Source organism: Arsenicicoccus dermatophilus, assembly GCF_046267915.1.
Lineage (GTDB): Bacteria > Actinomycetota > Actinomycetes > Actinomycetales > Dermatophilaceae > Arsenicicoccus > Arsenicicoccus dermatophilus_A.
This window is the reverse complement of record NZ_CP176520.1, coordinates 2,643,081-2,667,648: the sequence shown is the minus strand read 5'-3', so window position 1 is coordinate 2,667,648 and position 24,568 is coordinate 2,643,081. Positions and strand designations below refer to the sequence as shown.

At 71.8% G+C, this 24,568-nt stretch carries 24 protein-coding genes; 18 read left to right on the top strand and 6 right to left on the bottom strand.

Annotation, left to right across the window (positions count from 1 at the left end; all coding sequences use genetic code 11):
- Window positions 1-19: 19 nt before the first annotated feature.
- The 6 genes from typA (at window position 20) to ACK2IS_RS12545 (ending at window position 8,421) form a co-directional block, all read left to right on the top strand.
- Window positions 20-1,918, top strand: a complete 1,899-nt coding sequence (gene typA / locus ACK2IS_RS12570) for a translational GTPase TypA (protein ID WP_409483656.1) — start codon at window positions 20-22, stop codon at window positions 1,916-1,918.
- 350 nt (window positions 1,919-2,268) lie between these two features.
- Complete coding sequence (locus tag ACK2IS_RS12565) at window positions 2,269-3,279, top strand: ABC transporter permease (RefSeq protein WP_409483655.1); 1,011 nt, start codon at window positions 2,269-2,271, stop codon at window positions 3,277-3,279.
- Between the two features lie 124 nt (window positions 3,280-3,403).
- Window positions 3,404-5,146 carry an ABC transporter substrate-binding protein gene (locus ACK2IS_RS12560; protein WP_409483654.1) on the top strand — a complete coding sequence of 581 codons (1,743 nt, stop codon included), beginning with the start codon at window positions 3,404-3,406 and terminating at the stop codon, window positions 5,144-5,146.
- A 110-nt stretch (window positions 5,147-5,256) separates the two neighbouring features.
- Window positions 5,257-6,270, top strand: coding sequence for an ABC transporter permease (locus tag ACK2IS_RS12555; protein ID WP_409483653.1), 1,014 nt, complete (start codon window positions 5,257-5,259; stop codon window positions 6,268-6,270).
- Window positions 6,271-6,281: 11 nt separating this feature from the next.
- Window positions 6,282-7,367, top strand: coding sequence for an ABC transporter ATP-binding protein (locus tag ACK2IS_RS12550; protein ID WP_409483652.1), 1,086 nt, complete (start codon window positions 6,282-6,284; stop codon window positions 7,365-7,367).
- 10 nt (window positions 7,368-7,377) lie between these two features.
- Window positions 7,378-8,421: an ABC transporter ATP-binding protein gene (locus ACK2IS_RS12545; RefSeq protein WP_409483651.1), complete on the top strand. Its 1,044-nt coding sequence runs from the start codon at window positions 7,378-7,380 to the stop codon at window positions 8,419-8,421.
- Between the two features lie 117 nt (window positions 8,422-8,538).
- Here ACK2IS_RS12545 and ppk2 read toward each other — a convergent pair whose 3' ends face one another.
- Complete coding sequence (ppk2, locus tag ACK2IS_RS12540) at window positions 8,539-9,429, bottom strand: polyphosphate kinase 2 (protein WP_409483650.1); 891 nt, start codon at window positions 9,427-9,429, stop codon at window positions 8,539-8,541.
- A 221-nt stretch (window positions 9,430-9,650) separates the two neighbouring features.
- Between ppk2 and mshB the strand changes: the two genes are divergently transcribed.
- The 5 genes from mshB (at window position 9,651) to ACK2IS_RS12515 (ending at window position 14,101) form a co-directional block, all read left to right on the top strand.
- A complete protein-coding gene (mshB, locus tag ACK2IS_RS12535) occupies window positions 9,651-10,574 on the top strand; it encodes an N-acetyl-1-D-myo-inositol-2-amino-2-deoxy-alpha-D-glucopyranoside deacetylase (RefSeq protein ID WP_409483649.1) in 924 nt (307 codons plus the stop codon).
- Complete coding sequence (locus tag ACK2IS_RS12530; protein ID WP_409483648.1) at window positions 10,567-11,073, top strand: flavin reductase family protein; 507 nt, start codon at window positions 10,567-10,569, stop codon at window positions 11,071-11,073. The genes mshB and ACK2IS_RS12530 overlap by 8 nt, the downstream gene beginning before the upstream one ends.
- Window positions 11,074-11,128: 55 nt before the next feature.
- Window positions 11,129-11,455, top strand: a complete 327-nt coding sequence (gene fdxA, locus ACK2IS_RS12525) for a ferredoxin (RefSeq protein ID WP_241452712.1) — start codon at window positions 11,129-11,131, stop codon at window positions 11,453-11,455.
- Window positions 11,456-11,459: 4 nt separating this feature from the next.
- A complete protein-coding gene (dapC, locus tag ACK2IS_RS12520) occupies window positions 11,460-12,596 on the top strand; it encodes a succinyldiaminopimelate transaminase (protein ID WP_409483647.1) in 1,137 nt (378 codons plus the stop codon).
- Window positions 12,597-12,796: 200 nt separating this feature from the next.
- Window positions 12,797-14,101 carry a citrate synthase gene (locus tag ACK2IS_RS12515; RefSeq protein WP_409483646.1) on the top strand — a complete coding sequence of 435 codons (1,305 nt, stop codon included), beginning with the start codon at window positions 12,797-12,799 and terminating at the stop codon, window positions 14,099-14,101.
- Window positions 14,102-14,197: 96 nt separating this feature from the next.
- On the opposite strand, the gene ACK2IS_RS12510 is transcribed toward ACK2IS_RS12515, so the two are convergent.
- Window positions 14,198-15,124, bottom strand: coding sequence for a hypothetical protein (locus tag ACK2IS_RS12510; RefSeq protein ID WP_409483645.1), 927 nt, complete (start codon window positions 15,122-15,124; stop codon window positions 14,198-14,200).
- Window positions 15,111-16,037 (bottom strand): 2,3,4,5-tetrahydropyridine-2,6-dicarboxylate N-succinyltransferase, encoded by a 927-nt coding sequence (gene dapD, locus ACK2IS_RS12505; protein WP_409483644.1) that lies wholly within the window; start codon window positions 16,035-16,037, stop codon window positions 15,111-15,113. Before dapD ends, ACK2IS_RS12510 begins: the two co-directional genes overlap by 14 nt.
- Window positions 16,038-16,131: 94 nt before the next feature.
- Between dapD and dapE the strand changes: the two genes are divergently transcribed.
- The 4 genes from dapE (at window position 16,132) to ACK2IS_RS12485 (ending at window position 20,072) form a co-directional block, all read left to right on the top strand.
- The gene (gene dapE / locus ACK2IS_RS12500) at window positions 16,132-17,214 is read left to right on the top strand and encodes a succinyl-diaminopimelate desuccinylase (RefSeq protein WP_409483643.1); all 1,083 of its coding nucleotides are present in this window, start codon (window positions 16,132-16,134) and stop codon (window positions 17,212-17,214) included.
- Between the two features lie 123 nt (window positions 17,215-17,337).
- The gene (locus ACK2IS_RS12495) at window positions 17,338-18,093 is read left to right on the top strand and encodes a TIGR00730 family Rossman fold protein (RefSeq protein WP_409483642.1); all 756 of its coding nucleotides are present in this window, start codon (window positions 17,338-17,340) and stop codon (window positions 18,091-18,093) included.
- Between the two features lie 108 nt (window positions 18,094-18,201).
- On the top strand, window positions 18,202-18,855 hold the full coding sequence (locus ACK2IS_RS12490; protein WP_409483641.1) for a DivIVA domain-containing protein: 654 nt from the start codon (window positions 18,202-18,204) through the stop codon (window positions 18,853-18,855).
- Window positions 18,852-20,072: a hypothetical protein gene (locus tag ACK2IS_RS12485; protein WP_409483640.1), complete on the top strand. Its 1,221-nt coding sequence runs from the start codon at window positions 18,852-18,854 to the stop codon at window positions 20,070-20,072. Before ACK2IS_RS12490 ends, ACK2IS_RS12485 begins: the two co-directional genes overlap by 4 nt.
- 87 nt (window positions 20,073-20,159) lie before the next feature.
- Here ACK2IS_RS12485 and ACK2IS_RS12480 read toward each other — a convergent pair whose 3' ends face one another.
- Entirely contained in the window at window positions 20,160-20,957 is a 798-nt protein-coding gene (locus ACK2IS_RS12480; protein ID WP_409483639.1) for an enoyl-CoA hydratase/isomerase family protein, read from the bottom strand.
- A 226-nt stretch (window positions 20,958-21,183) separates the two neighbouring features.
- Between ACK2IS_RS12480 and ACK2IS_RS12475 the strand changes: the two genes are divergently transcribed.
- Window positions 21,184-21,351 carry a DUF3117 domain-containing protein gene (locus ACK2IS_RS12475; RefSeq protein WP_082176849.1) on the top strand — a complete coding sequence of 56 codons (168 nt, stop codon included), beginning with the start codon at window positions 21,184-21,186 and terminating at the stop codon, window positions 21,349-21,351.
- Between the two features lie 93 nt (window positions 21,352-21,444).
- On the opposite strand, the gene ACK2IS_RS12470 is transcribed toward ACK2IS_RS12475, so the two are convergent.
- Window positions 21,445-22,077 (bottom strand): O-methyltransferase, encoded by a 633-nt coding sequence (locus ACK2IS_RS12470; RefSeq protein WP_409483638.1) that lies wholly within the window; start codon window positions 22,075-22,077, stop codon window positions 21,445-21,447.
- Between the two features lie 151 nt (window positions 22,078-22,228).
- Between ACK2IS_RS12470 and sigE the strand changes: the two genes are divergently transcribed.
- Both sigE and ACK2IS_RS12460 read left to right on the top strand, forming a co-directional pair.
- On the top strand, window positions 22,229-22,888 hold the full coding sequence (sigE, locus tag ACK2IS_RS12465) for an RNA polymerase sigma factor SigE (protein ID WP_409483637.1): 660 nt from the start codon (window positions 22,229-22,231) through the stop codon (window positions 22,886-22,888).
- Window positions 22,889-22,992: 104 nt separating this feature from the next.
- The gene (locus ACK2IS_RS12460; protein ID WP_409483636.1) at window positions 22,993-23,382 is read left to right on the top strand and encodes a preprotein translocase subunit TatA; all 390 of its coding nucleotides are present in this window, start codon (window positions 22,993-22,995) and stop codon (window positions 23,380-23,382) included.
- Between the two features lie 43 nt (window positions 23,383-23,425).
- Here the strand turns inward: ACK2IS_RS12460 and ACK2IS_RS12455 are convergent, their stop codons facing one another.
- Window positions 23,426-24,559, bottom strand: coding sequence for an Mrp/NBP35 family ATP-binding protein (locus tag ACK2IS_RS12455; RefSeq protein ID WP_409483635.1), 1,134 nt, complete (start codon window positions 24,557-24,559; stop codon window positions 23,426-23,428).
- Window positions 24,560-24,568 lie beyond the last annotated feature (9 nt).

Sequence of the window (24,568 nt, the reverse complement as noted above, 5' to 3'; positions counted from 1 at the left end):
GGCTGCGACAATGGGAGGCATGGCTCAGAAGACCCGCGGCGACATCCGTAATGTCGCGATCGTTGCCCACGTCGACCACGGCAAGACCACCCTCGTCGACAAGATGCTCTGGCAGGGTGGTGCTTTCGGCGAGCACGACCACGTCGACGAGCGTGCGATGGACTCCGGTGACCTCGAGCGGGAGAAGGGCATCACCATCCTCGCCAAGAACACCGCGATCCACTACAACGGGCCCTCTGCCGCGGACTTCCCCGGCGGCGTCACCATCAACATCATCGACACCCCCGGCCACGCCGACTTCGGCGGCGAGGTCGAGCGTGGACTGTCCATGGTCGACGGCGTCGTGCTCCTCGTGGACGCGTCCGAGGGCCCGCTGCCCCAGACCCGCTTCGTGCTGCGCAAGGCGCTTGCCGCGAAGATGCCGGTCGTGCTGTGCATCAACAAGGTCGACCGCCCGGACTCGCGCATCGCCGAGGTCGTCGACGAGGTCTACGAGCTGTTCATGGACCTGGACGCCGACGAGCACCAGATCGAGTTCCCGATCGTCTACGCGTCGGCCAAGAACGGCGTCGCCTCCACCGAGCGTCCCGCCGACGGCGGCCTGCCCGACTCGCCGGACCTGGAGCCGCTGTTCCGCACCATCATGGACACCGTCCCGGCCCCGGTGTACGACGACGAGGCCCCCATGCAGGCCCACGTCACCAACCTCGACTCGTCCAACTTCCTCGGCCGCCTGGCGCTGCTGCGCGTCTTCAACGGTGAGATCCGCAAGGGTCAGCAGGCCGCATGGTTCCGCCACGACGGCACCAAGTCGCAGGTCAAGATCACCGAGCTGCTCGTCACCGAGGGTCTGGAGCGCAAGCCCGCCGAGTCCGCCGGCCCCGGCGACATCATCGCCATCGCGGGCATCGCCGACATCATGATCGGCGACACCATCGCCGACCCCGAGTCCGGCACCGCGCTGCCCGTCATCACCGTCGACGAGCCCGCCATCTCGATGACCATCGGCACCAACACCTCCCCGATGGTCGGCCGCGTCCGCGGCTCCAAGGTCACCGCCCGCCTGGTCAAGGACCGGCTGGACCGCGAGCTCGTCGGCAACGTCTCGCTGCGCGTGCTGCCCACCGAGCGCCCCGACGCCTGGGAGGTCCAGGGCCGCGGCGAGCTGGCGCTCGCGATCCTCGTCGAGCAGATGCGCCGCGAGGGCTTCGAGCTCACCGTCGGCAAGCCGCAGGTGGTCACCCGCGAGGTCGACGGCAAGCTGCACGAGCCCGTCGAGCGGCTCACCATCGACGTGCCCGAGGAGTTCCTCGGCGCCGTCACCCAGATCATGGCCGCCCGCAAGGGCCGCATGGAGCAGATGACCAACCACGGCACCGGCTGGGTGCGCATGGAGTTCCTCGTGCCCTCGCGCGGCCTCATCGGCTTCCGCACCGAGTTCCTCACCGAGACCCGTGGCGCCGGCATCGCCCACCACGTGTTCGAGGACTACGAGCCGTGGTTCGGACCGATCTCGACCCGCCAGTCCGGCTCGCTCGTCGCCGACCGCACCGGCCCGGTCACGTCCTACGCCATGGTCAACCTGCAGGAGCGCGGCACGCTGTTCGTCGAGCCGACGACCGAGGTCTACGAGGGCATGATCGTCGGCGAGAACTCCCGCGCCGACGACATGGACGTCAACATCACCAAGGAGAAGAAGCTCACCAACGTGCGCGCCTCCTCGGCGGACAACTTCGAGAAGGTCGTGCCCCCGCGCAAGCTCTCGCTCGAGCAGTCGCTGGAGTTCTGCCGCGAGGACGAGTGCGTCGAGGTCACCCCGGAGGCCGTGCGCATCCGCAAGGTCGTGCTCGACGCCACCGAGCGCGCCCGCACCGCGTCGCGCGCCCGCAGCGCCGCCAAGCGCGAGGCCGGCGAGTGACCCGCTGACCGACCGTCCCGTCCGACCGGGGCGGCCACCTCGACCGAGGTGGCCGCCCCGGTCGTCTGCGTGCCCGGCCACCCGCCGCGCCCCCCGCCCCGCTTCCGTCACGCGCCCCGGGCAGGGAGACCGGGGGTGGGCCTACCGATGAGTATTCATGCATTCGGCCTTGCCAGCCGTCGCGGATCGTCCGGCACGAAAGCGACTATTTGTGTGATCGGGGTCACGAATCGGATACGGAGGTGGTGCAGGTATGTCGCAGATGACCGCAAATCCATAAGGTCGGTTCATCGCGCCGCCCGGCACTGCCGCCGGGCTGCCCGCGACCCGCCGACGAAAGGCCCTTGCGCATGTCGACCTCCCCCAGCCACGCCGAGCAGGCGGAGCTTGCCGTCGAGGTCGACCACGAGCCGCACCTGGGCGAGATCCAGGGGCGCTCGCCGTGGCAGCTCGTGCTCCGCCGCCTGCGCCGCGACCGGATCACGATGATCGCCCTGGTCGCGACCGTGATCATCGTGCTGCTGGCCGTCGTCGCGCCGATCCTGAAGTCCCTCGGGGTGCTCGACCTGAACGGCCACGACGAGCTGGTGCAGGGGATCGGCTCGATGCCGACCGGCCCCCTGGGGGGCATGTCCGCCAGGCACCCCCTGGGGGTGCAGCCCGGCACCGGCATCGACCTGCTGTCCCTGATCCTGTCCGGCATGACGACCTCGTTGATCGTGGCCGTCTCCTCGACGGTGGTGGCGATCGTGGTCGGCACCGTGATGGGTCTGCTGTCGGGCTTCGCGGGTGGCAAGGTCGACTGGGTCATCAGCCGGTTCATCGACCTGGTGCTGTCCTTCCCGCAGACGCTGATGCTGCTGTCGCTGCAGGCGGTGCTGGTGAGCGCCATCGCCAGCGCCATCGGGATGGCCGACACGGCGTCCACGCCCAAGCTGCTCTTCATGATCGTCGTGCTCGGGTTCTTCGGCTGGCCCTACTTCGCGCGCATCGTCCGTGGCCAGGTGATGTCGCTGCGGCAGCGCGAGTTCGTCGAGGCGGCGCGCTCGCTCGGCGCCCGGCCGTGGCGGATCTACGTGCACGAGCTGCTGCCGCACCTGTGGGCCCCGATCCTCGTCTACACCACCATGCTGCTGCCGCAGTTCGTGGCGCAGGAGGCCGCGCTCGGCTTCCTCGGGGTGGGGGTCCCGCCGCCCGCGATCTCGCTCGGCACCCTGCTCAACGACTCGGTGCAGTACGCCCTGCCCGACCCGGCGTACTTCTTCTTCCCGGGCTTCGCGGTCTTCCTCATGGTCCTCAGCTTCAACCTGCTGGGCGACGGCGTCCGCGACGCCCTCGACCCCAAGGCCGACCGGCAGTAGCCCACCCCGACGTGACCCGGCGAGGCGGCCGACCCCATCAGCCTTCTCGCCATACCTGCATCGCCCACCCAGCCACGCGATCCCATCACCGCACCCGCGGTGCGCACCCTCGAAGGAGAAGCACATGATGCGTACGACCAAGGGGGCCCTCGGCGTCGCCCTCGGCACCGCGGCGACCCTGGGCCTGGCGGCCTGCGGCGGTGGCGGTGGCGGCACCACCTCCGCCAACGGCAGCGCCGGCCCGGCGGCCAAGGGCGGCACCCTCACCGTCATCAACCTGGGCCCCAAGGAGCACCTGGACCCCCAGCGCATGTATGTCGGCGCGGACATCCTCTTCGGCTCGCGGGTCTACGCGCGGACGTTGACGACCTACACCGCGGGCGAGGGCAGCACGATGGTGCCCGACCTGGCTACCGACACCGGGCAGATGTCCGACAACGGCAAGACCTGGAGGTTCACGCTGGTCGACAACGCCAAGTGGCAGGACGGCAAGCCGGTGACCTGCGAGGACGTGAAGTACGGCGTGAGCCGCACCTTCGCCCAGGACGTCATCACCGGTGGCCCCAACTACGCCATCACCTTCCTGGACCTGCCGACGAAGAAGACTGCCGACGGCGAGGTGCCGGTCTACCCCGGCCCGTACAAGCCCGACGCGGCCGGCCAGGCGGCGTTCGACAAGGCCGTGAGCTGCTCCGGCCAGACGATCACCTTCAGGTTCAAGAAGCCGTGGACCGACTTCAACATGAACAACGCCGCGCTGACGGCCTTCGCCCCCTTCCGCAAGGACAAGGACCAGGGCGCGAAGTCGGACTACCAGGCCTTCTCCAACGGGCCGTACATGCTCGAGGGCGCCTACGACCCCAACAAGGGTGGGACCTGGGTCCGCAACCCGAACTGGTCCGAGGCGTCGGACAAGGTCCGCAAGGCCTACCCCGACAAGATCGTGGACACCCAGGGCGTCCAGATCGACACGGGCTACCAGCGCCTGATCGCCGACGCGGGCGAGGACAAGACGGCCATCGCGGCGCTGCAGGCGCAGGCCGCGACGCTGCCGCAGATCGAGTCCAACCCGGCCGCGAAGTCGCGCTCGATCAACGTGCAGTCGCCGTACGTCGACTACCTCGCGCCGAACGTCAGGTCCAAGACGATGGCCAACCCCAAGATCCGTCAGGCCTTCGCCATGGCGACCAACCGGGGCGCCTACATCACGGCGTACGGCGGGCCGTCGGTGATGACCCCGTCCTTCGGCATGTGCAACAAGGCGCTGAAGTGCGCCAAGGACTTCAACCCCTTCGGCAACGACGCCAACGGTGACGTCGAGGGTGCCAAGAAGCTGCTGCAGGAGGCGGGCGCCCCGTCGCCGCTGCCGATCACGGTCGTCTACCGCAAGCGCGGCAACGCCGACAAGGCGCTCACCGCGCTCAAGGAGACCTGGGACAAGGCGGGCTTCGACGTCACGCTGCAGCCCATCGCCGAGAAGTACTACTCGACGATCCAGGCGCCCGGCATGGCGGACAAGGACGTGTTCTGGGCCGGCTGGGGTGCGGACTGGCCGTCGGGCTCCACGGTGCTGCCGGCGCTGTTCGACGGGCGGGTCAACCTGACCGCGGGCGGCTCGGGCCAGGACTACGGCTACTTCGACGACCCCGAGGTCAACGCCAAGATCGACGCGGCCTACGCCATCCAGGACGAGGCGCAGCGCGAGAAGGCCTGGGCGGACATTGACGAGATGATCGGCAAGAAGGGCGGCTACGTCTCCCTGGTCAACCAGAAGTTCACCTTCCTGCACGGCTCGGCCGTCAAGAACTTCCAGGTCAACCCGATGATGGGCGGCTACCCCGACCTCGCCGAGATCGCCGTCAGGTGACGACCCTCCCCGGGGCCGGGCGCGCCGTCGCCCGGCCCCGGGGCCTGCCCCGCCCTACCCACGCTGCTCCCGAGAGGCGGTGAGGGCGCCACCCCTGGCGCCGACGCCCGATGGTGTTCTACATCCTGCGACGACTGGTCACGGCCGTCGTCATGCTCCTGATCGTGACGCTGGCGACCTTCCTGGTGTTCTTCGCGGCACCGGAGGACCCGGCCCGGCTCACCTGCGCCAAGAACTGCACGCCCGCCGTCGTCGAGGGCAACCGCACGTTCATGGGCTTCGACAAGCCGGTGCTGCAGCAGTACGGCGACTTCGTGACCGGCCTGGTCGTGGGCCGCGACTTCCCGGCGGACGAGGAGCTGCGCCGCAGCGCCCCGCAGCTGGCCACCCACTGCGCGGCTCCCTGCCTGGGCTACTCGGCCCTGAAGAGCAGGTCGGTCACCGACATCCTCCAGGACACCCTGCCGATCACCGCCTCGATCGCGCTGGTCGCCTTCGTCATCTGGATGGTCGTCGGCGTGGTGGGCGGCATCATCGCGGCCCTCAACAAGGGGAAGTGGCTCGACCGCCTCATCGTCACCCTGGCGCTGATGGGCTACTCCTTGCCGACCTTCTTCATCGGGCTGCTGCTGCTGACCTTCGTGGCGATCAAGTGGCAGCTCGTGCCGCCCCCGACCTACACGCCGCTCACCCAGGACCCGGTCGCGTGGTTCCAGGGGCTGCTGCTGCCGGGCCTGACCCTGGCGAGCATCTTCGCCGCGCAGTACGTCCGGCTCACCCGCGCCTACATGATCGAGACGATGAGCGAGGACTACATCCGCACGGCCCGCGCCAAGGGCGTCCGCCGCGGTCCGATCATCCGCCGACACGGCCTGCGCGCCGCGCTCACCCCGATCGTCACGGCCGCCGGCCTGGACCTCGGCGGCGTGCTCGGCGGCGCCGTCATCACCGAGTCGGTCTTCAACTTCCAGGGGGTCGGCTGGCAGGCCGTCAACGCCATCCGCGAGACCGACCTGCCCGTCATCGTCGGCATCGTGCTCGTCGCGGCGTTCTTCGTCATCCTGGCCAACCTCGTCGTGGACGTGCTCTACGGCGTCATCGACCCGCGCGTGCGGCTCAGCTGAGGAGCGATCCGATGACCACCCACACCACCGACCGGGCCGACGGTCGTCACGGACCGGACGCCGGGGGAGCGCCATACGTGCAGGTCGAGGACCTGTGCGTGCACTTCCCGACGGAGGACGGCCTGGTCCGCTCCGTCGACGGGCTGACCTTCTCGGTCGACAAGGGCCGCACGCTCGGCATCGTCGGCGAGTCCGGCTCCGGCAAGTCCGTGACCAGCCAGGCGATCCTCGGCCTGCACCGCGGCACCCGGGCCCGGCTGTCCGGCTCGATCCGTCTCGGCGGCGAGGAGCTGCTCACGGCCTCCGAGGCGCGGCTGCGCGACCTGCGCGGCAACACGATGGCGATGATCTTCCAGGACCCGCTGTCCGCGATGCACCCGTACTACTCCGTGGGGGCGCAGATCGTCGAGGCGATCCGGGTGCACGACTCCTCGGTGTCCAAGGCCGCGGCCCGCGAGCGCACCAAGGACCTGCTCGCCCGCGTGGGGATCCCCAACCCCGCCAAGCGGATCGACCAGTACCCGCACGAGTACTCCGGGGGCATGCGCCAGCGCGCGATGATCGCCATGGCCCTGGCCAACGACCCCGCCCTGCTCATCGCCGACGAGCCCACGACGGCCCTGGACGTGACCGTGCAGGCGCAGATTCTGGACCTGATGCGGGACCTGCAGGAGGAGTTCGGCTCCGCGATCGTCATGATCACCCACGACCTCGGCGTCGTCGCCGAGATGGCCGACGACGTGCTGGTGATGTATGGCGGGAAGGCCGTCGAGCACGGCCCGGTCGACGACGTGTTCTACCGCCCGCAGATGCCGTACACCTGGGGCCTGCTGTCCTCGATGCCACGGCTGGACCGGGTGCGCGCCGAGCAGCTCGACCCGGTGCCGGGCAACCCGCCGTCGCTGATCCGGGTGCCGCCGGGGTGCGCGTTCCACCCGCGCTGCGCCCATCGTGAGCAGGTGCCGGACGGGGCGTGCACCCGCGAGGTGCCGCAGCTGCGCGACGCCCAGACCGGCGAGCGCCATCTCGTCCGCTGCCACCTGACCGCCGAACAGCGGCGCGAGCTGTTCGAGACCCACGTCCAGCCGCGCCTGTAGGAGCCGACCGATGACCCCCGCCACCGCCGGCGCCCCGAGTCCCGCTGCCACGCCCGCCCGCTCGGGGGACGTGCTGCTGCGCCTCACCGACCTGCAGAAGCACTTCCCGCAGTACCGCCAGACCCTGGTCCGCCGACCCGACGCGCCCGTCAAGGCCGTCGACGGGATCAGCCTGGAGCTGCGCGAGGGCGAGACCGTCGGGCTCGTCGGCGAGTCCGGCTGCGGCAAGTCCACGGCCGGCCGCACCATGCTCAAGCTGCTGGAGCCCACCGGCGGGCGCATCGAGTTCGCCGGTCGCGACATCACCCACGCCAAGGGCGACGAGCTGCGCCGGCTGCGCCGCGAGATGCAGATGGTCTTCCAGGACCCCTACGGCTCGCTCAACCCGCGGCACACGATCGGCTCGATCATCGCGGCGCCCTTCGAGATCCAGGGGATCACGCCCGACGGCGGCGTCAGGTCCGCGGTGCAGGGTCTGATGGCCCGCGTCGGCCTCAACCCCGAGCACTACAACCGTTATCCGCACGAGTTCTCCGGCGGGCAGCGGCAGCGGATCGGGGTCGCCCGGGCCATCGCGCTGCGCCCGCGGCTGGTGGTGTGCGACGAGCCGGTCTCCGCGCTGGACGTCTCCATCCAGGCGCAGGTCGTCAACCTCCTGGAGGAGATCCAGGCCGAGCAGGGCATGGCCTATGTCTTCATCGCCCACGACCTGTCCGTGGTCCGGCACATCTGCGACCGCGTCGTGGTGATGTACCTCGGCAAGGTCATGGAGGAGGCCGACCGGGACACGCTGTACGAGCGGCCGCTGCACCCTTACACGCACGCGCTGCTGTCGGCCGTGCCGGTCCCGGACCCGCGGCGGCAGGCCCGGCGTGAGCGCGTGCTGCTCAAGGGTGACCTGCCCTCGCCGCAGAACCCGCCCTCCGGGTGCGTCTTCCGCACCCGCTGTCCCCGGGCCACGCAGCGGTGCGCCGTCGAGGTGCCCGCCCCCGCCGAGGTCGAGCCCGGGCACCGGGTGGCCTGCCACTACCCCGAGCCCCGCCAGGTCCTCTGACCTACCGCCGGTAGTCGGATCCGCCGGGCGTCGTCGCCCAGGCGGATCCGACCGCCCCCGGCAGGTCTGGCAGGTCCGTCCCGCCGAAGCGCAGGTGGCGGCAGGTCGGCCCGCGCGTCAGTCGTCGACGGTGTCGCGACCCCGGCGGACGATCTGCGGGTCCGGCGCGAACACCACGTCGCCGTCCTTGCCGTCGTAGTCGAACTTGTTCAGGAAATACCGCATCGCGTTGATGCGGCCGCGCTTCTTGTCGTTGGACTTGATGGTGGTCCACGGCGCCCAGTCGGTGTCGGTCGCGGTGAACATCGCCTCCTTGGCGTCGCCGTACCGGTCCCACTTGTCCAGGGACTCCAGGTCCATGGGGGAGAGCTTCCACTGCCGGACCGGGTCGATCTGCCGGATCGCGAAGCGGGTGCGCTGCTCGGTGCGCGACACCGAGAACCACAGCTTGGTCAGGGTGATCCCGGAGTCGACCAGCATCTTCTCGAACAGCGGTGCCTGCTCGATGAACTGGCGGTACTGCTCGTCGCTGCAGAAGCCCATGACCCGCTCGACCCCGGCGCGGTTGTACCAGGAACGGTCGAACATCACCATCTCGCCGTTGGTGGGGAAGTGGTGGACGTACCGCTGGAAGTACCACTGGCCGAGCTCGGTCTCGGTGGGCTTGACCAGGGCGACGACGCGGGCGTAGCGCGGGTTGAGGTGCTCGGTGAACCGCTTGATCGTCCCGCCCTTGCCGGCGGCGTCGCGCCCCTCGAAGACGAGGATGTGCTTGAGGTCGTTCTCGCGGGTCCACTTCTGGAACTTGAGGAGCTCGATCTGCAGCAGGTACTTCTCCACCTCGTACTGCTCCCGGGCGAGCCGCTCCTCGTAGGGATAGTCCTCGCGCCAGGTCTCGACGGGGTTGCCCAGGGGGTCGATGAGGTCGGGGTCGGAGCCTTCGTCGTCGCGGACGGTGTAGCCCTCGGCGTGGAGGTTGGCGAGGTACTCGCGGAAGTTCTGGTGCATGGAGACTCCAAGGTGCATCAGGGGGAGGGGCCGCTCCACGGCACCGGTGAGCGTCCGGCGTCATCGGCGGGTCTGTGCCGGCCACGGTACGGAAGAGCGGTGAACGCGATGTGAACGCACGCACAGGCAGTGCGCGTGGCTGTCCGTAGTCATCCCTGGCATGGGTGGGGTCGTGTTCATGCCTGCTCCGGATCGGCTGCGGCCGGGTAACGTTCGGTCCGATGACCCTCACGACTCCGCTGGCAGCCCTCCACCCCCGCCGGGTGGCGCTGGTGCACGCCCACCCCGACGACGAGTCCCTGTGGACGGGGGTGACCATCGCCCACCTGGTCGCCGCCGGGGTCGACGTCCACGTCGTCACCTGCACGCTGGGCGAGGAGGGCGAGGTCATCCCGCCGGCCCTGCGCCACCTGGAGGGTCAGGGGGCGGCCCTGGCGAGCCACCGGCGCACCGAGCTGGCCGGGGCCGCGGCGGCGCTGGGGGTCACGTCCCACGTCCTGGGCGACCGGGGCGACGAGGGCGGTGGGCGCTGGCGCGACAGCGGTATGGCGGGAACACCGGCCGCGGACCATCCCGAGGCCTTCGCGGGCGGCGGGGCCGCCGTCGTCGACGCCCTGACCGACCTGCTCGGCAGGCTCGACCCCGACACCGTGATCACCTACGAGGAGCACGGCGGCTACGGTCACCCGGACCATGTCGCCGCCCACCGCACGACGCACGCCGCGGTCGCCCGGCTGCGCGAGGCGGGCCGGGAGGTGCGGCTGCTGGAGGTCGTCCTGCCCCGCTCCTGGGCGGTCGAGGACCGCGAGTGGCTGGCGGAGCACGTCCATCGCACCGCGGTGCGGGTCCCGGGGGCCGACGAGCCTTTCCCCCCCTCGGTGGTGCCGGACGAACGGGTGACCCACGTGGTCGCCGACGAGGCCGCGCTGCGGGCGCAGGTCGCCGCGCTGCGCGAGCACCCCACCCAGGTCACCGTCTACGACGGGTACTACGCCCTGTCCAACGACGTGGCCGCGCGCCTGCCCGGGCGCGAGGCCTTCGTCCTCGTGAGCGCTCCGGCGCGCGAGGACGCCGGAGCGTCGTCCCCCGACGACTCCTGCCTCGACGCCCCCGCACCGTCCGACCGTGAGGTGAGCCATGGCTGAGTCCGACTCGATCGCGCTCGGGCCCGACACCTTCCGGCGGGCCATGGGCCGGTTCGCGACCGGGGTGGCGGTGCTGACCACCCACGCGGACGGCGTCGACCACGCCATGACGGCCAACTCGCTCACCTCGGTGTCGCTCGAACCGCTGCTGCTGCTGTGCAGCGTCCAGGTCGACGCGCGGTTCCACGACGCCGTGGTCCAGGCCGGGGTGTGGGGCGCCAGCGTCCTGCCCGCGAGCTCGCGGCCGCACGCCGCGTGGTTCGCCACGCGCGGTCGTCCGGTGCACGGGCAGCTGGACCGGGTCCCGCACCACCGGCGCTCCGAGACCGGCGTGGTGCTGCTCGACGACGTGCTCGTCGCCGTCGAGTGCCGCACCACCCAGGTCGTCCGGGCGGGGGACCACTCGGTGATCATCGGAGAAGTCGTCGGGCTCGAGGTCCCGGACCACACGGGAGAGGCGCTGACCTACTACCGCGGCGCGTTCGGCCACCTGGCCTGAGGGCATACAGTGTCTGGCGAGTCTGCTACGCCCCACCATCCCGGAAGGATCACCGATGACCTACGTGATCGCCCAGCCGTGCGTCGACGTCAAGGACAAGGCCTGCATCGAGGAGTGCCCGGTCGACTGCATCTACGAGGGTGAGCGTTCGCTCTACATCCACCCCGACGAGTGCGTCGACTGCGGCGCCTGCGAGCCGGTGTGCCCCGTCGAGGCGATCTACTACGAGGACGACGTCCCGGAGCAGTGGGCGGACTACTACAAGGCCAACGTCGAGTTCTTCGACGAGCTGGGATCTCCGGGCGGCGCCGCCAAGCTCGGCATGATCAAGCGCGACCACCCGGTCATCACCGCCCTCCCGCCGCAGGGCGAGGGTCACTGACCTCGTGTCGGGTCGCGGCCGACTGACCCTGCCCGACTTCCCCTGGGACTCCTTGGCCGGTGCCCGGCGCCGAGCCGCGGAGCATCCCGGGGGCATCGTCGACCTGTCCGTCGGCACCCCGGTCGACCCGACCCCCGACGTGGTCCGGCGTGCCCTGGAGGCCGCGTCGGACGCCCATGGCTATCCGCAGACCTGGGGCACCGCCCCGCTGCGGGAGGCCGTGGCGGGCTGGTTCGAGCGGCGCCGTGGGGTGCCCGGGCTCGACCCGGCCGGGGTGCTGCCCACGGTGGGCAGCAAGGAGCTGGTGGCCTGGCTGCCGACGTTGCTCGGCCTCGGAGCCGGCGACCGCGTCGGGATCCCCGCGATCGCCTATCCGACGTATGACGTCGGTGCGCGTCTGGCGCGCGCCGAGCCGGTCGTCGTCGACGTCACCGCCGAGCTGCCGGACCCCGGCGGGATGCGGCTGCTGTGGCTCAACTCGCCGGGCAACCCCACCGGCGCGGTCCTCGACGTCGCCACGCTGCGACGCGTGGTCGCGTGGGCCCGCGAGCACGACGTGGTCCTGGCCTCCGACGAGTGCTATGCCGAGCTGGCCTGGGGCGACCACGATCTCGTCGACGGACTGCCTCGGCCCGGCACCGTGCCCAGCCTCCTGGACCCGCGGGTCTGCGACGGTGATCACCGCGGGCTGCTCGTCACCTACTCCCTGTCCAAGCAGTCCAACCTCGCGGGCTACCGCGCGGCCTTCGTGGCGGGCGACCCGGCGCTGGTGGCCGAGCTGCTGGAGGTGCGCAAGCACGCGGGGATGATCGTGCCCCGGCCGGTGCAGGAGGCGATGCGGGCCGCCCTCGACGACGACGCCCACGTGGCCGAGCAGCGGGCGCGCTACGCGACGCGGCGCGCGAGCCTCCTTCCGGCACTGGGGTCCTCGGGTCTACGGGTCGAGGACACCGGCGCCGGGCTCTACCTCTGGTCCACCCGCGGCGAGGACTCGCGCGTGACGGTCGACGCCCTCGCGCAGGTCGGCATCCTGGTCGCCCCGGGCTGGTTCTACGGCGCGGCCGGGGAGCAGCATGTCCGGATCGCGCTCACGGCGACCGACGAGCGCACCGCCGCAGCGGTCGAGCGACTCACCCGCTGAGAAGCCTTGCGTGACACCGCAGGTGACGCGCCAGGGCCGGGCCGGCAGCGCCATACGCCGCAGGGGGACGACCGGTCGCCGCGCCGACCGCGCCCGGCCCCCGAGGTCGTCGTCACGGGTTTCGGATGCCGCGGGCACGTGGGGTAGCGTCCAGCCGGTGGGTCCCGGTGTCCGGGGCCCCTTCCTAGGAGGAAACCCCTATGACCACTGATGCCGGCAAGGCCGTCCTCACCGACGGCGGCAAGAGCATCGAGCTCCCGATCACCCCGGCCACCGAGGGCAACAGCGGCTACGGGATCGGCAAGCTGATGGCCGCCACGGGCAACACCACCCTCGACCCGGGCTTCACCAACACCGCCAGCTGCTCGTCGGCGATCACCTACATCGACGGCGACCAGGGCATCCTGCGCTACCGCGGCTACCCGATCGAGCAGCTGGCCGAGAAGTCCAGCTTCCTCGAGGTCGCCTACCTCGTGATCTACGGCGAGCTCCCGACGGGCGAGCAGCTCGAGGAGTTCCAGCACAAGGTCACCCGCCACTCCCTGCTCGACGAGCGGATGCGCGACCTGTTCCGCTGCTTCCCGCGCCGATCGCACCCGATGCCGGTGCTGTCCGCGGGCGTGATGGCGCTGTCGACGTTCAACGTCGAGACCATCGACCCGCTGGACCCCGAGCAGGTCGAGGGTGCCACGCTGCGACTGCTCGCCAAGGTGCCCACCCTGGCGGCCTATGCCTACAAGAACTCCGTCGGCCAGCCCTTCCTCTACCCGCAGAACTCGATGGGCTACGTCGAGAACTTCCTGCGGCTGTCGTTCGGCTTCCCGACCGAGGACTACGACCTGGACCCGGCGGTCGTCAAGGCGCTCGACGTGCTTCTCGTGCTGCACGCCGACCACGAGCAGAACTGCTCGACGTCGACGGTGCGGCTGGTGGGTTCGGCCCAGGCCAACATCTACGCCTCCGTCGCGGCCGGCATCAACGCCCTGTCCGGCCCGCTGCACGGCGGCGCCAACCAGCAGGTCCTGGAGATGCTGGCGAAGATCCGCGACCACGACGGCGGTGACGTCAGCCGCTTCGTCGACGACGTGAAGTCCAAGAAGGACGGCGTCAAGCTGATGGGCTTCGGCCACCGGGTCTACAAGAACTACGACCCCCGCGCCGCGATCATCAAGAAGCACGCCGACGAGATCCTCAAGTCCTCCGGCCGCCAGAACGAGCTCCTCGACATCGCCCTGCAGCTGGAGGAGGTCGCCCTCACGGACGACTACTTCAAGGAGCGCAAGCTCTACCCCAACGTCGACTTCTACACGGGTCTGATCTACGAGGCCATGGGCTTCCCGGTCAACTACTTCACCGTGCTCTTCGCGCTCGGCCGGCTGCCCGGCTGGATCGCGCAGTGGCGCGAGATGATGACCGACCCGGCGACCAAGATCGGTCGTCCGCGCCAGGTGTACGTCGGGGAGCCGGAGCGCACCTATCCCGGCTACGTCGCCCCTCAGGACTGAGCCGGTCCGCGGCGCACGACCCACGAGACCGGGCCGGTCACCTCGCTGGAGGTGACCGGCCCGGTCTCGTGCCGACGTTCCGAGGCAGCTGGGCGCTCAGCGGATCTCGACGGTGCGAGCCGCCGCGGGCCGCTGGGTGCGCTGCCACCCCCACCCGTCCTTGCTGCGCTGACGGGTCCACTCCCGGTCGCCGACGACGACGCTGGTCAGGCCGTAGGCCTGCGCGTGCGCCACGGCCCAGTGCCCGACCAGCCAGGCCTGCTCGGCGGAGCCGGTGGGCACCCGCAGCCGCTGGTCCACCACGGTGCCTCTGGCCTGCAGCTCGTGACGCAGGTGCGTGGCGACCTGGGCCGGGGTCAGGCGGGTGTCGCCGTCCTCCAGCGGCTCCAGGCGGCAGCCGAGCCCGCCGGGGCTGTGCCCGGACAGGGTCGACGCCAGGGCGCGCCCCTCGCCCTCGTGCTGGGCGTAGGCCTCCGGGAAGGCCGAGCGCTGCACCCGCTGGGCGATCTTGGTGATCTCCATGGTCTGCCACCCAGGGATCTTGACCAGGACGTCGTAGAACCTGCCGGAGGAGTAGACGGGGTCCATGATCTGGTCGGCCGTGCCCCAGCCCTGGGACGGCCGCTGCTGGAAGAGCCCCACCGAGTCGCGGTCGCCGTAGTTGATGTTGCGCAGCTTGGACTCCTGCAGCGCCGTGGCGATGGCGATCGTGGCGGCCCGGGCGGGCAGGCTGCGGCGCACGGCGACGGCGGTGATGGTGGCCGCGTTGGCCATTTGGTCGGGGTCGAGCTGTGCCGTGTAGGCCCCGGCCGTCGCCTTGCAGGTGGACGAGCCGAAGCCCTCGGCGAAGTCCCGCACCGTGTGCCAGACGAAGGCCATGCCGCCCAGGACCAGGGCGATCACCAGGACCGACACGATCACCACGGGCCGGGGGCCGCGGCGGCGCGAGCCCGGGTGGACGTCGACGAGGTAGGCCCCGTCGAGGAGGTGGTCCCCGTCGGGGTGGAGGTCAGTCGTTGGCATGCAGCTCGGAGCTGAGGGTGATGCCGTGGCCGTCGCGGGCCTTGGCCAGGACGGTGCCGGTGACCGAGTCGCGGAGGAACAGCAGGCCCGACTGCCCCGACAGCTCGCGGGCCTTGACGACCCGGCCGTCGGCCAGCGTCACCTTCGTGCCGGCGGTGACGTAGAGCCCGGCCTCGATGACGCAGTCGTCCCCGAGGGCGATCCCGCAGCCGGCCTCGGCGCCGAGCAGGCAGCGCTCGCCGATCGACACCCGCTCGGTGCCGCCGCCGGACAGGGTGCCCATGGTCGAGGCGCCACCGCCGATGTCCGAGCCGTCGCCGACGACGACGCCCTGGGAGATCCGTCCCTCCACCATCGACGAGCCGAGGGTGCCGGCGTTGAAGTTGACGAAGCCCTCGTGCATCACCGTGGTGCCGCTCGCCAGGTGGGCGCCGAGCCGCACCCGGTCGGCGTCGCCGATCCGCACGCCCGTGGGCACGACGTAGTCCGTCATCCGCGGGAACTTGTCCACGCCGTGGACCTGCACCGGCAGCTCGGCGCGCAGCGCGAGACGGACCTGCTCGAAGTCCTCGGGGGAACAGGGGCCGACGTTGGTCCACACCACGTTGGCGAGCACGCCGAACAGGCCCTCGAGGTTGATCGTGTTGGGCCGGACCAGCCGGTGGGACAGCAGGTGCAGCCGCAGGTAGCCGTCGGCAGCGTCGGCGGGCGGCGCGTCCAGGTCGATGACGGTGGTGACGGTCTCGGTGCGCACCCGGCGGCGCGGGCAGGGCCTGGCCTGGTCGGTCAGCTCGGCGGGCACCTCGGAGCCGTCGGGCTCGCCGAGGGCGGGAGCGGGATACCAGGTGTCGAGGACCGTGCCGGAGTCGGTGATCGTGGCGAGGCCGTGGCCCCAGGCCGTGCGAGAAGTCATGGCCGACAGGCTACAAGCGTGCGTGGTCCCGCCCGGACAGCCACGCACGGGGCGCCTGGTCGGTGCAGCCCGGCAGGCGCCATACAGTGCCGGTATGACGGACCGCCCCAGCCTCGACCTGTCCCTGGACCCCGTGGACCTCACCGTGGCCGTGTGCGACATCGCCTCGGTCAGCCACGAGGAGGAGGTGCTCGCCGACGCCGTGGAGGCCGCGCTGGGCGAGCTGTCGCACCTGAGCGTGGAGCGCGACGGCAACACCGTCCTCGCGCGCACCGACCTCGGCCGCCCGGAGCGGGTGGTGCTCGCCGGGCACCTGGACACCGTCCCGCTCGCCGCGCAGGGACCGGCCGCCACCCTCCCGATCACCCGCACCGCCGGCGAGCTGCTGGGCCGCGGCGTCGCCGACATGAAGGGCGGCGTGGCCGTCATGCTCGCGCTCGCCGCCCAGGTCACGGCGCCGAGCCGGGACGTGACCTACGTGTTCTACGACTGCGAGGAGGTCGCGGCGGTCCACAACGGGCTGGCCCGCCTCGTCCGGACCCGCCCCGAGGTGCTGCAGGCGGACTTCGCGGTGCTGCTGGAGCCCACCGACGGCACCGTCGAGGGCGGCTGCAAGGGCACCCTGCGGGTCGAGGTCACCGCGCGCGGCAAGGCGGCCCACTCGGGTCGACCGTGGCTGGGGCACAACGCGATCCACGAGGCCGGCAGCATCATCGACCGGCTCCGGGCGTATGACGCCGCCGTGGTGACGGTCGACGGGCTGGAGTTCCGCGAGGGCCTGTCCGCGGTAGGCATCCGCGGCGGTCGCGCCGGCAACGTCGTGCCCGACGAGTGCGTGGTCACCGTCAACTACCGCTTCGCGCCGCACATCGACGCGGTCGAGGCGGAGCGGCGGGTCCGGGCGCTGTTCGCGGGCTACCAGGTCGTCGTGACCGACGCCGCCGACGGGGCCCGCCCGGGGCTCGACCGGCCGGCGGCGCAGGACTTCGTGGCGGCTCTCGGGCTGCCCGTGCAGGCCAAGCAGGGCTGGACCGACGTGGCGCGGTTCTCGGCCGTGGGGGTGCCGGCCGTCAACTTCGGGCCCGGCGACCCGCTCACCGCCCACCAGGACCACGAGCGCTGCGAGATCGCCCAGATCACGCAGGCCTTCGACGCGCTGGCGCGCTACCTCGCCTGATCGCTCAGGCCGGCACAGGGGCCGGATCATGGTCGCGTCCGGCCACGTCGCGACCCGACCCGCCCGGGCTCCTCGCGGCCCGGTGCCGGGCCGTCGTCGGACCCGCCGCATAGGGTCGGCGCCATGAAGGACGCTCGAGGCGACTACCACAAGGGACCGGTCACCCTCCGCGGCAAGCGGGTGCCCGGCTCGACCACCGACCAGCGGCTGCTCGACAACGCCGGCAGCTCGGACTGGGTGCACTCCGACCCCTGGCGGGTGATGCGGATCCAGGCGGAGTTCGTCGAGGGCTTCGGGGCGCTGGCCGAGCTGGGCGACGCCGTCAGCGTCTTCGGCTCCGCCCGGGTGCCGCGCGAGCACCCGACGTACGCCCTCGGGGTCGAGCTGGGGGCCGCGCTCGTCGACGCCGGGTACGCCGTGATCACCGGCGGGGGACCCGGCCTGATGGAGGCGGCCAACCGCGGCGCGCTGGAGGCGGGCGGGGTCTCGGTGGGGCTGGGCATCGAGCTGCCCTTCGAGCACGGCCTCAACGAGTTCGTCGACCTGGGCGTCAACTTCCGCTACTTCTTCGCCCGCAAGACCATGTTCGTCAAGTACGCCCAGGGCTTCGTGGTCCTGCCCGGCGGGTTCGGCACCCTGGACGAGCTCTTCGAGGCCGTGACGCTCGTGCAGACCCGCAAGGTCACGTCCTTCCCGATCGTGCTGCTCGGTCGGGACTACTGGTCCGGGCTGCTGGACTGGGTGCGCGCGACGATGGTCCCCGCCGGGACCGTCAGCGAGAGCGACCTGGCCCTGCTGCAGCTCGCCGGCTCGGTCGAGGAGGCCGTGGACCTCGTGGTCTCGGCCGGTCGTGAGGTCAGCCCCCGCCCCGCTGAGTGATCCGACGGTTGCGTCCGGTAACCACCGTCGCGGAGCCTGCTGCCTCGTCCGGGCCCGTAGGTGGGGCGGGGTCGCCCCGACGGCACCGGGCGTGGCACGATCGGGCACGTGTCGCTGCCCTTGATCCTCCTCGCCGTGCTCGTCGTCGGTGCCCTCACCGGGGCCGTCGTCTGGCTGACCGGCGCCAGCCCTGCTGCCATGGCCGAGCAGGCGCTCGCCGACCCCGTCTCGGGCTCGCCCTTCGAGCCGCTGCCGGCCGGGCCGCTCGATCCGGCGGCCGTGCGCGAGCTGCGCTTCGACCAGGTGCTCCGGGGCTATCGCATGGACCAGGTCGACGAGGTCCTCGAGCGGCTCGTGGCCGAGCTGCGGGAGCGTGACGGCGAGATCGCCCGTCTGCGCGGTGGCGGTCCCCTGGGCGACCGCACCCCGGGCCACGCCGTCGAGGACGTCCCGATCGCCGAGGGCGAGGGGCGGGCCACCGAGGTGCGCCCGGTCCCGCCGCCCCATCCGCGCGACGACCACCCGTTCCCGGGCGAGGTGCCGGAGCCGGCCCCCCGGGCGCCGCTCGACCCGGCCACCCACCCGGGCGTGACCACCGGTCCCCTGGACGTCTCGGAGTTCTACCGACCGACGGACAGCTCGAGCCTGTGGAGTCGCCGGGACCGCGGCGAGGGCGGGGCCACGCGGCGTGAGCACCTCGACGAGCGCCCGGCCCACGCCGCCGACCCGGACCAGCCCGGACCGGTCGACCCCCGCCCGTGACCGCCGTCGCGGCAGGCGCCACCCGCGTCTCGCGCTCCGTGGCCGCCCGGGCGTCCGGGCTGCGCCTCACGCTGGTCTCGCTGCTCGCCTATCTCGCCACGCGGGTCGTCTCGGGGATCCTCATCACCCGGGCGGCGACCCAGCAGACGCCGGTGAGCTGGACCGGCGACCCGGTGACCTACTGGGGCATGACCTTGATGTGGGACGGCACGTGGTACCGCAAGATCGCCGAGACGGGCTATCCCGCCACGCTGCCGCTCGACCCCTCGGGGCAGGTCGCGCAGAACGAGTGGGCCTTCTACCCCGCCTTCCCCTTCCTGTGCCGCGCGGTCATGGCGGTGACCGGGCTGCCCTTCCGGTATGCCGGGGCGGGGGTCGCCACGGTCCTGGGCTGCGTCGCCGCGGTCCTGCTGGTGCGCCTGCTGCGCCGCCGCTGCGGCGACGCGGTGGCCGTCCTGGCCATGCTCGTCTGGGCGACCTATCTCGCCACGCCGGTCCTGCAGATCGCCTACACCGAGTCGTTGGCGATGCTGGTGCTCGTCGGCTTCCTCATGCTCCTGGAGCGCGAGCGCTGGTGGTGGGCGACCGCCCTGGCCCTGGTGATCGGGCTGTCCCGACCCATCGGCGTGCCGCTCGGCCTGGTGGCCCTGGTCGCGGTCTGGCTTCGGTGGCGGGGCCGTGGCGAGCGTCCGATCCCGGGACGGGAGTGGGGGGGCATGCTGGCGACGCTGGTCGGCTGCGGGGTCGCGGGCTTCGTGTGGCCCGCCGTCGCCTGGGCGGGGACCGGTTCGCGCACGGCCTACACCGACACCATGGGGGCCTGGCGCACCGGCCACGAGATCCACCCCTTCGCGCCTTGGTGGGACAACGCGCAGTACTTCTTCCACGACCGCGCGGCGCTGGTGCTCGGGGCCTACGTGCTCGCCCTGGTGCTGCTGGTCGCCGGTCCCTGGGCGGCATCGCTCGGCTGGGTGATGCGGTCCTGGCTGATCGCCTACCCGCTCTACCTCTTCGCGGTGCAGGACCCGCACACGAGCCTCTACCGCTACCTCGTCCTGATGTTCCCCGCGGCGCTCGTCGGGGTGGGCGCCGCGCGCCGGCTCACCGCCCTCACGGTGCTACGGGCCGGTGTGCTGATCGGGGCCGGGATCGCGCTGCAGGTCTGGTGGACCGAGTCGATCCTGGTGCTGCACCTGCCGGCCTCCTGGCCACCGTGACCGGCGCACCTGCCGCCGGACGACGCGGCGCCCCGCTCCCGGACCGGGGAGCGGGGCGCCGCGTCGTCCACCCAGGACGGTGCCGGGTCAGCGTCCGGTGAAGGTCGGCTGCCCCTTGGCGAGGAAGGCCGCGACCGCGGCCGCGTGGTCCTGCGAGGAACCCGTGGCGTCCATCAGCTCGCCCTCGTGGGCGAGGGACTCGGCCAGGGAGTGCTCGGCGGAGTAGTGCACCACGTCGCGGATCGCGGCATACGCCAGGGTGGGACCGGCCGCCATCCGCCGGGCCAGGGCCATGGCCGGGGGCAGGACGTCGCCCTCGACCACCTCGTTGACCAGGCCCAGCTCCTTGGCCTCCTGCGCCTTGATGGTGCGCGGGAACATCAGCAGCTCCTTGGCCCGGGCGGTGCCGACCAGGCGGGGGAGGGTCCAGGAGGCTCCGGTGTCGCAGGACAGTGCGATGTTGGTGAAGGCGAAGTTGTAGCCGCCGCCGTCGGTCATGAAGCGGTAGTCGCAGGCGAAGGTGAACGACGCGCCGGCACCTGCCGCGACGCCGTTGATCGCCGCGATCACCGGCTTGCGCATCGTCGCCACGAGCGTCACCGCAGGGTTGTAGTGCTCGGGCACGGTCCGCCACAGGGCGGGGTCCTGGGCCTGGAGCAGCTGGACGTGGGACTTGAGGTCCTGACCGACGCAGAAGGCCCGGCCGGTCCCGGTCAGCACCACGGCGCGCACCTGCGGGTCGTCGGCCACCTGGTGCAGCGCGGCGAGCAGGCCCTCCTTGGTGGGCAGGTCCAGGGAGTTCATGGCGTCGGGGCGGTTGAAGGTCACGACCCCGACCCCGTCCTCCACGGTGACGAGGACGGGCTGGTCTGCGGCAGTGCTCACGGGATCTCCTCGAGGTATGGCGGTCGGCCTCAATCTAGCGACGCCTCGGGGTGCCCGCCCGTCGGTGCCGATGGTCGCGCAGATCGGTGGGCGCCGCGCCGGTCGGGGCCTGTGGACGGCGATTAGGAGGTCCGGGAGGTCCTTGGGATAATGGTCACAAGTCTGTGACTGTCCGGGCATCGGTGATGCCGGCGACGGTCGCACCGGATAGGAGACGAGGTAAGCCATGGCGGCGATGAAGCCTAGGACCGGGGACGGCCCGCTGGAGGTCACCAAGGAGGGTCGCGGCATCGTCCTGCGCATGCCCCTCGAGGGCGGCGGGCGCCTCGTGGTCGAGATGACGCCGGACGAGATCGCGGCGCTCGGCGAGGCGATCAAGGGCGTCACCGGCTGAGCCGCGGCGCTCCCAGCAGGACACCGCTCGTGCGACGGCGTCCGACCCGAGCGGGTCGGACGCCGTCGCGCTGCGTGGCACGAGGGCGGTCGGTCAGCGCTTGACCGCGGCCAGCACGCCGCCGCCCGCGGCGAGGAGCACCGGCGTGAGGTCGTCCCGCTCACGCACCTGCTTGCCGAGGTCACGCAGCAGCCCGGTGGTGTCGTCGCGGGCGGCCGGGTCGGCCACCTGGTCGTGCCAGAGCATCTCGTCGAGGACCAGCACCCCGCCCGGGCGCAGCAGCCGCATGGCCTGCTCGACGTACGCCGGGTAGGACTCCTTGTCGGCGTCGACGACGACCATGTCGTAGGCCTCGTCGGTCAGGCGGGGGAGCACGTCGAGGGCCCGGCCGGTGATCAGCCGGAACCGCTGGTGGGGGATCCCCGCGTCGGTGAAGGCCTCACGGGCGGCCCGCTGGTGGGCGGGCTCGACGTCGATGGAGGTGAGGATGCCGTCCGGCGCCATGCCCTCGAGCAGCCAGAGGCCGGACACGCCTGCGCCGGTGCCCACCTCGACCACCGTCCTGGCCTGGAGGGCGGCTGCCAGCAGGCGCAGCACCGCGGCCGCGCCGGACGCCATGGGCGCGCACCCCAGCTGCTGGCCGCGGGCTCGAGCGCGGTCCGCGACGGCGCTCTCGGGGATGAACTCCTCGGCATAGGCCCAGCTGGCCGACTTCTGTGCGCTCATGGCCCGAAGTGTAGCGATCCGTTATCAGTGAGACCCGGTGACGGGCAGTGACTTCTCGGCGGCTTCCCAGTGGGCTTCCAGGCATCCAGGGTTGGATGGTGCGAACCCGGTGCACCCGGTGTCCTGCTCCCGAGCTCCCGCGAGGTCCGCCATGACCGTCCTGGCCCCCTCAGCTCCGCCCGCCGCCGAGCCCGTCTGCGGGTGGGCTCCCCCGACGTGGGACGAGGTCGTCCAGGAGCACTCGGGCCGGGTCTATCGCCTGGCCTACCGGCTCACCGGCAACCAGCACGACGCCGAGGACCTCACCCACGACGTCTTCGTCCGGGTCTTCCGCTCCCTGGACCGCTACCAGCCCGGCACCTTCGAGGGCTGGCTGCACCGGATCACCACCAACGTCTTCCTCGACCGCATGCGCCGCCGGCAGCGCATCAGGTTCGACGCGCTGAGCGACGAACGAGCGGCCCGGCTCCCCTCGCGCGAGCGCGGGCCCGAGCAGGCCCTGACCGACGCGACCTTCGACGACGACGTGCAGCGGGCCCTGGACGGGCTCAAGCCCGAGTTCCGCGCCGCCGTGGTGCTGTGCGACATCGAGGGGCTGACCTACGAGGAGGTCGCGGACGTTCTCGACATCAAGCTCGGCACGGTCCGCTCCCGCATCCACCGCGGCCGCGCCCAGCTGCGTGCCGCGCTTGCCCACCGCGACCCGGCGTTGCGCGGCGGGCAGACCCAGCCGGCCGAGCCGCAGCCGGTGCGGGGTGCGCGCCGTCGCCCCGCGCTGCGGGCCCCTCGGCTGGGAGCCGTCGGCGCCTGACGGTCCGGGTCCTCACCGGCCGGTCGCCGCACGTTCACCTGACAGGGGTGGACCGTGCCCCGAGCGGGCGGCGCCGACGGGGGCCGCGCAGGTAGCCTGCCCTCATGTTCGACATCAACGGCGGGGAGTTCCTGCTCCTGGTCATCATCGCGATCGTGGTGCTGGGGCCTGAGCGACTGCCGGAGTATGCCGCGAGGCTGCGTGAGCTGGTCCGGTCCGTGCGTGGCTATGCCGAGGGAGCCAAGGTCACGCTGCGCGAGCAGATGGGCCCGGAGTTCGACGAGATCGACTGGCGGCAGTACGACCCGCGGCAGTACGACCCTCGACGGATCGTGCGGGAGGCGCTGCTGGAGGACCCGGTCGTCCCGGCGACGACGGCGGGCGGCGCCACGGTCGCGGCCTACGGCGCGGACGGACCCTCCCTGGAACCGCCGCGTCGCCCGGGGCACCGCTTCGACGAGAGCTACACGCCCTTCGACATCGAGGCCACGTGACCCCGTTCGGCACGTCGGGCACGCGGCGGTCGCCAGGGCGAGGTCAGCGTCCCGTGGGTGTGAGGCCCAACCCCCGGCCGGCGAGGCCGCGCGCGCGGGTGCCGAGCTGGCGGGCGATGCCGTTGAGCGCCGTGCCGGCCGCGGACTCGGGCGCCCCGACGACGACGGGTGTGCCGGTGTCACCCCCCTCGCGCAGGCGGGTGTCCAGCGGGATCTGCCCGAGCAGCGGCACGGGCGCACCCACGAGGCGGGTGAGCGACTCGGCCACGGCCTGACCGCCGCCGGAGCCGAAGAGCTCCAGACGCGAGCCGTCCGGCTGCTCCAGCCAGGACATGTTCTCGATCACGCCGACGACGCGCTGGTGGGTCTGCACGGCGATGGACCCGGCCCGCTCGGCCACCTCCGCCGCGGCCTGCTGCGGCGTGGTGACGACCAGGATCTCCGAGCCGGGGACGAGCTGGGCGACCGAGATCGCCACGTCACCGGTGCCGGGCGGCAGGTCGAGCAGGAGCACGTCCAGGTCGCCCCAGAAGACGTCGGCGAGGAACTGCTGCAGCGCCCGGTGCAGCATGGGCCCGCGCCAGACGACCGGCTGGTTGCCGGCGACGAACATGCCCACCGAGATGACCTTCACGTCGTGGGCGACCGGCGGCAGGATCATGTCGTCGACCTGGGTGGGCTGCTGCTCGACCCCCAGCATGCGGGGCACGGAGAAGCCGTAGATGTCGGCGTCGACCACGCCCACCTTCAGACCCTGGCGGGCCAGGGCGGCGGCGAGGTTGACGGTGACGGAGGACTTGCCGACGCCCCCCTTGCCGGAGGCGACGCAGTAGACACGGGTCATGGATCCCGGCTTGGCGAAGGGGATCTCGCGCTCGGCCTGGCCGCCGCGGAGCTGGTCGCGCAGGGCCTGGCGCTGCTCGTCGCTCATCACGCCGAGCTCCAGGTCGACGCCGTTGACCCCCTCGAGCGGGGCGAGGGCCTCGGTCACCGAGCGGCGCAACGTGTCCTTCATCGGGCACCCGGCGACGGTCAGCAGCAGCACCACGTGCACGATGCCGGCGGCGTCCACCTCGGCGGACTGGACCATGCCGAGCTCGGTGATGGGCCGGCGGATCTCGGGGTCGTCGACGGTCGCGAGCGCGTCGCGGATCTGGTCGGGGGTGGGGGCAGACATGCTTCCCAT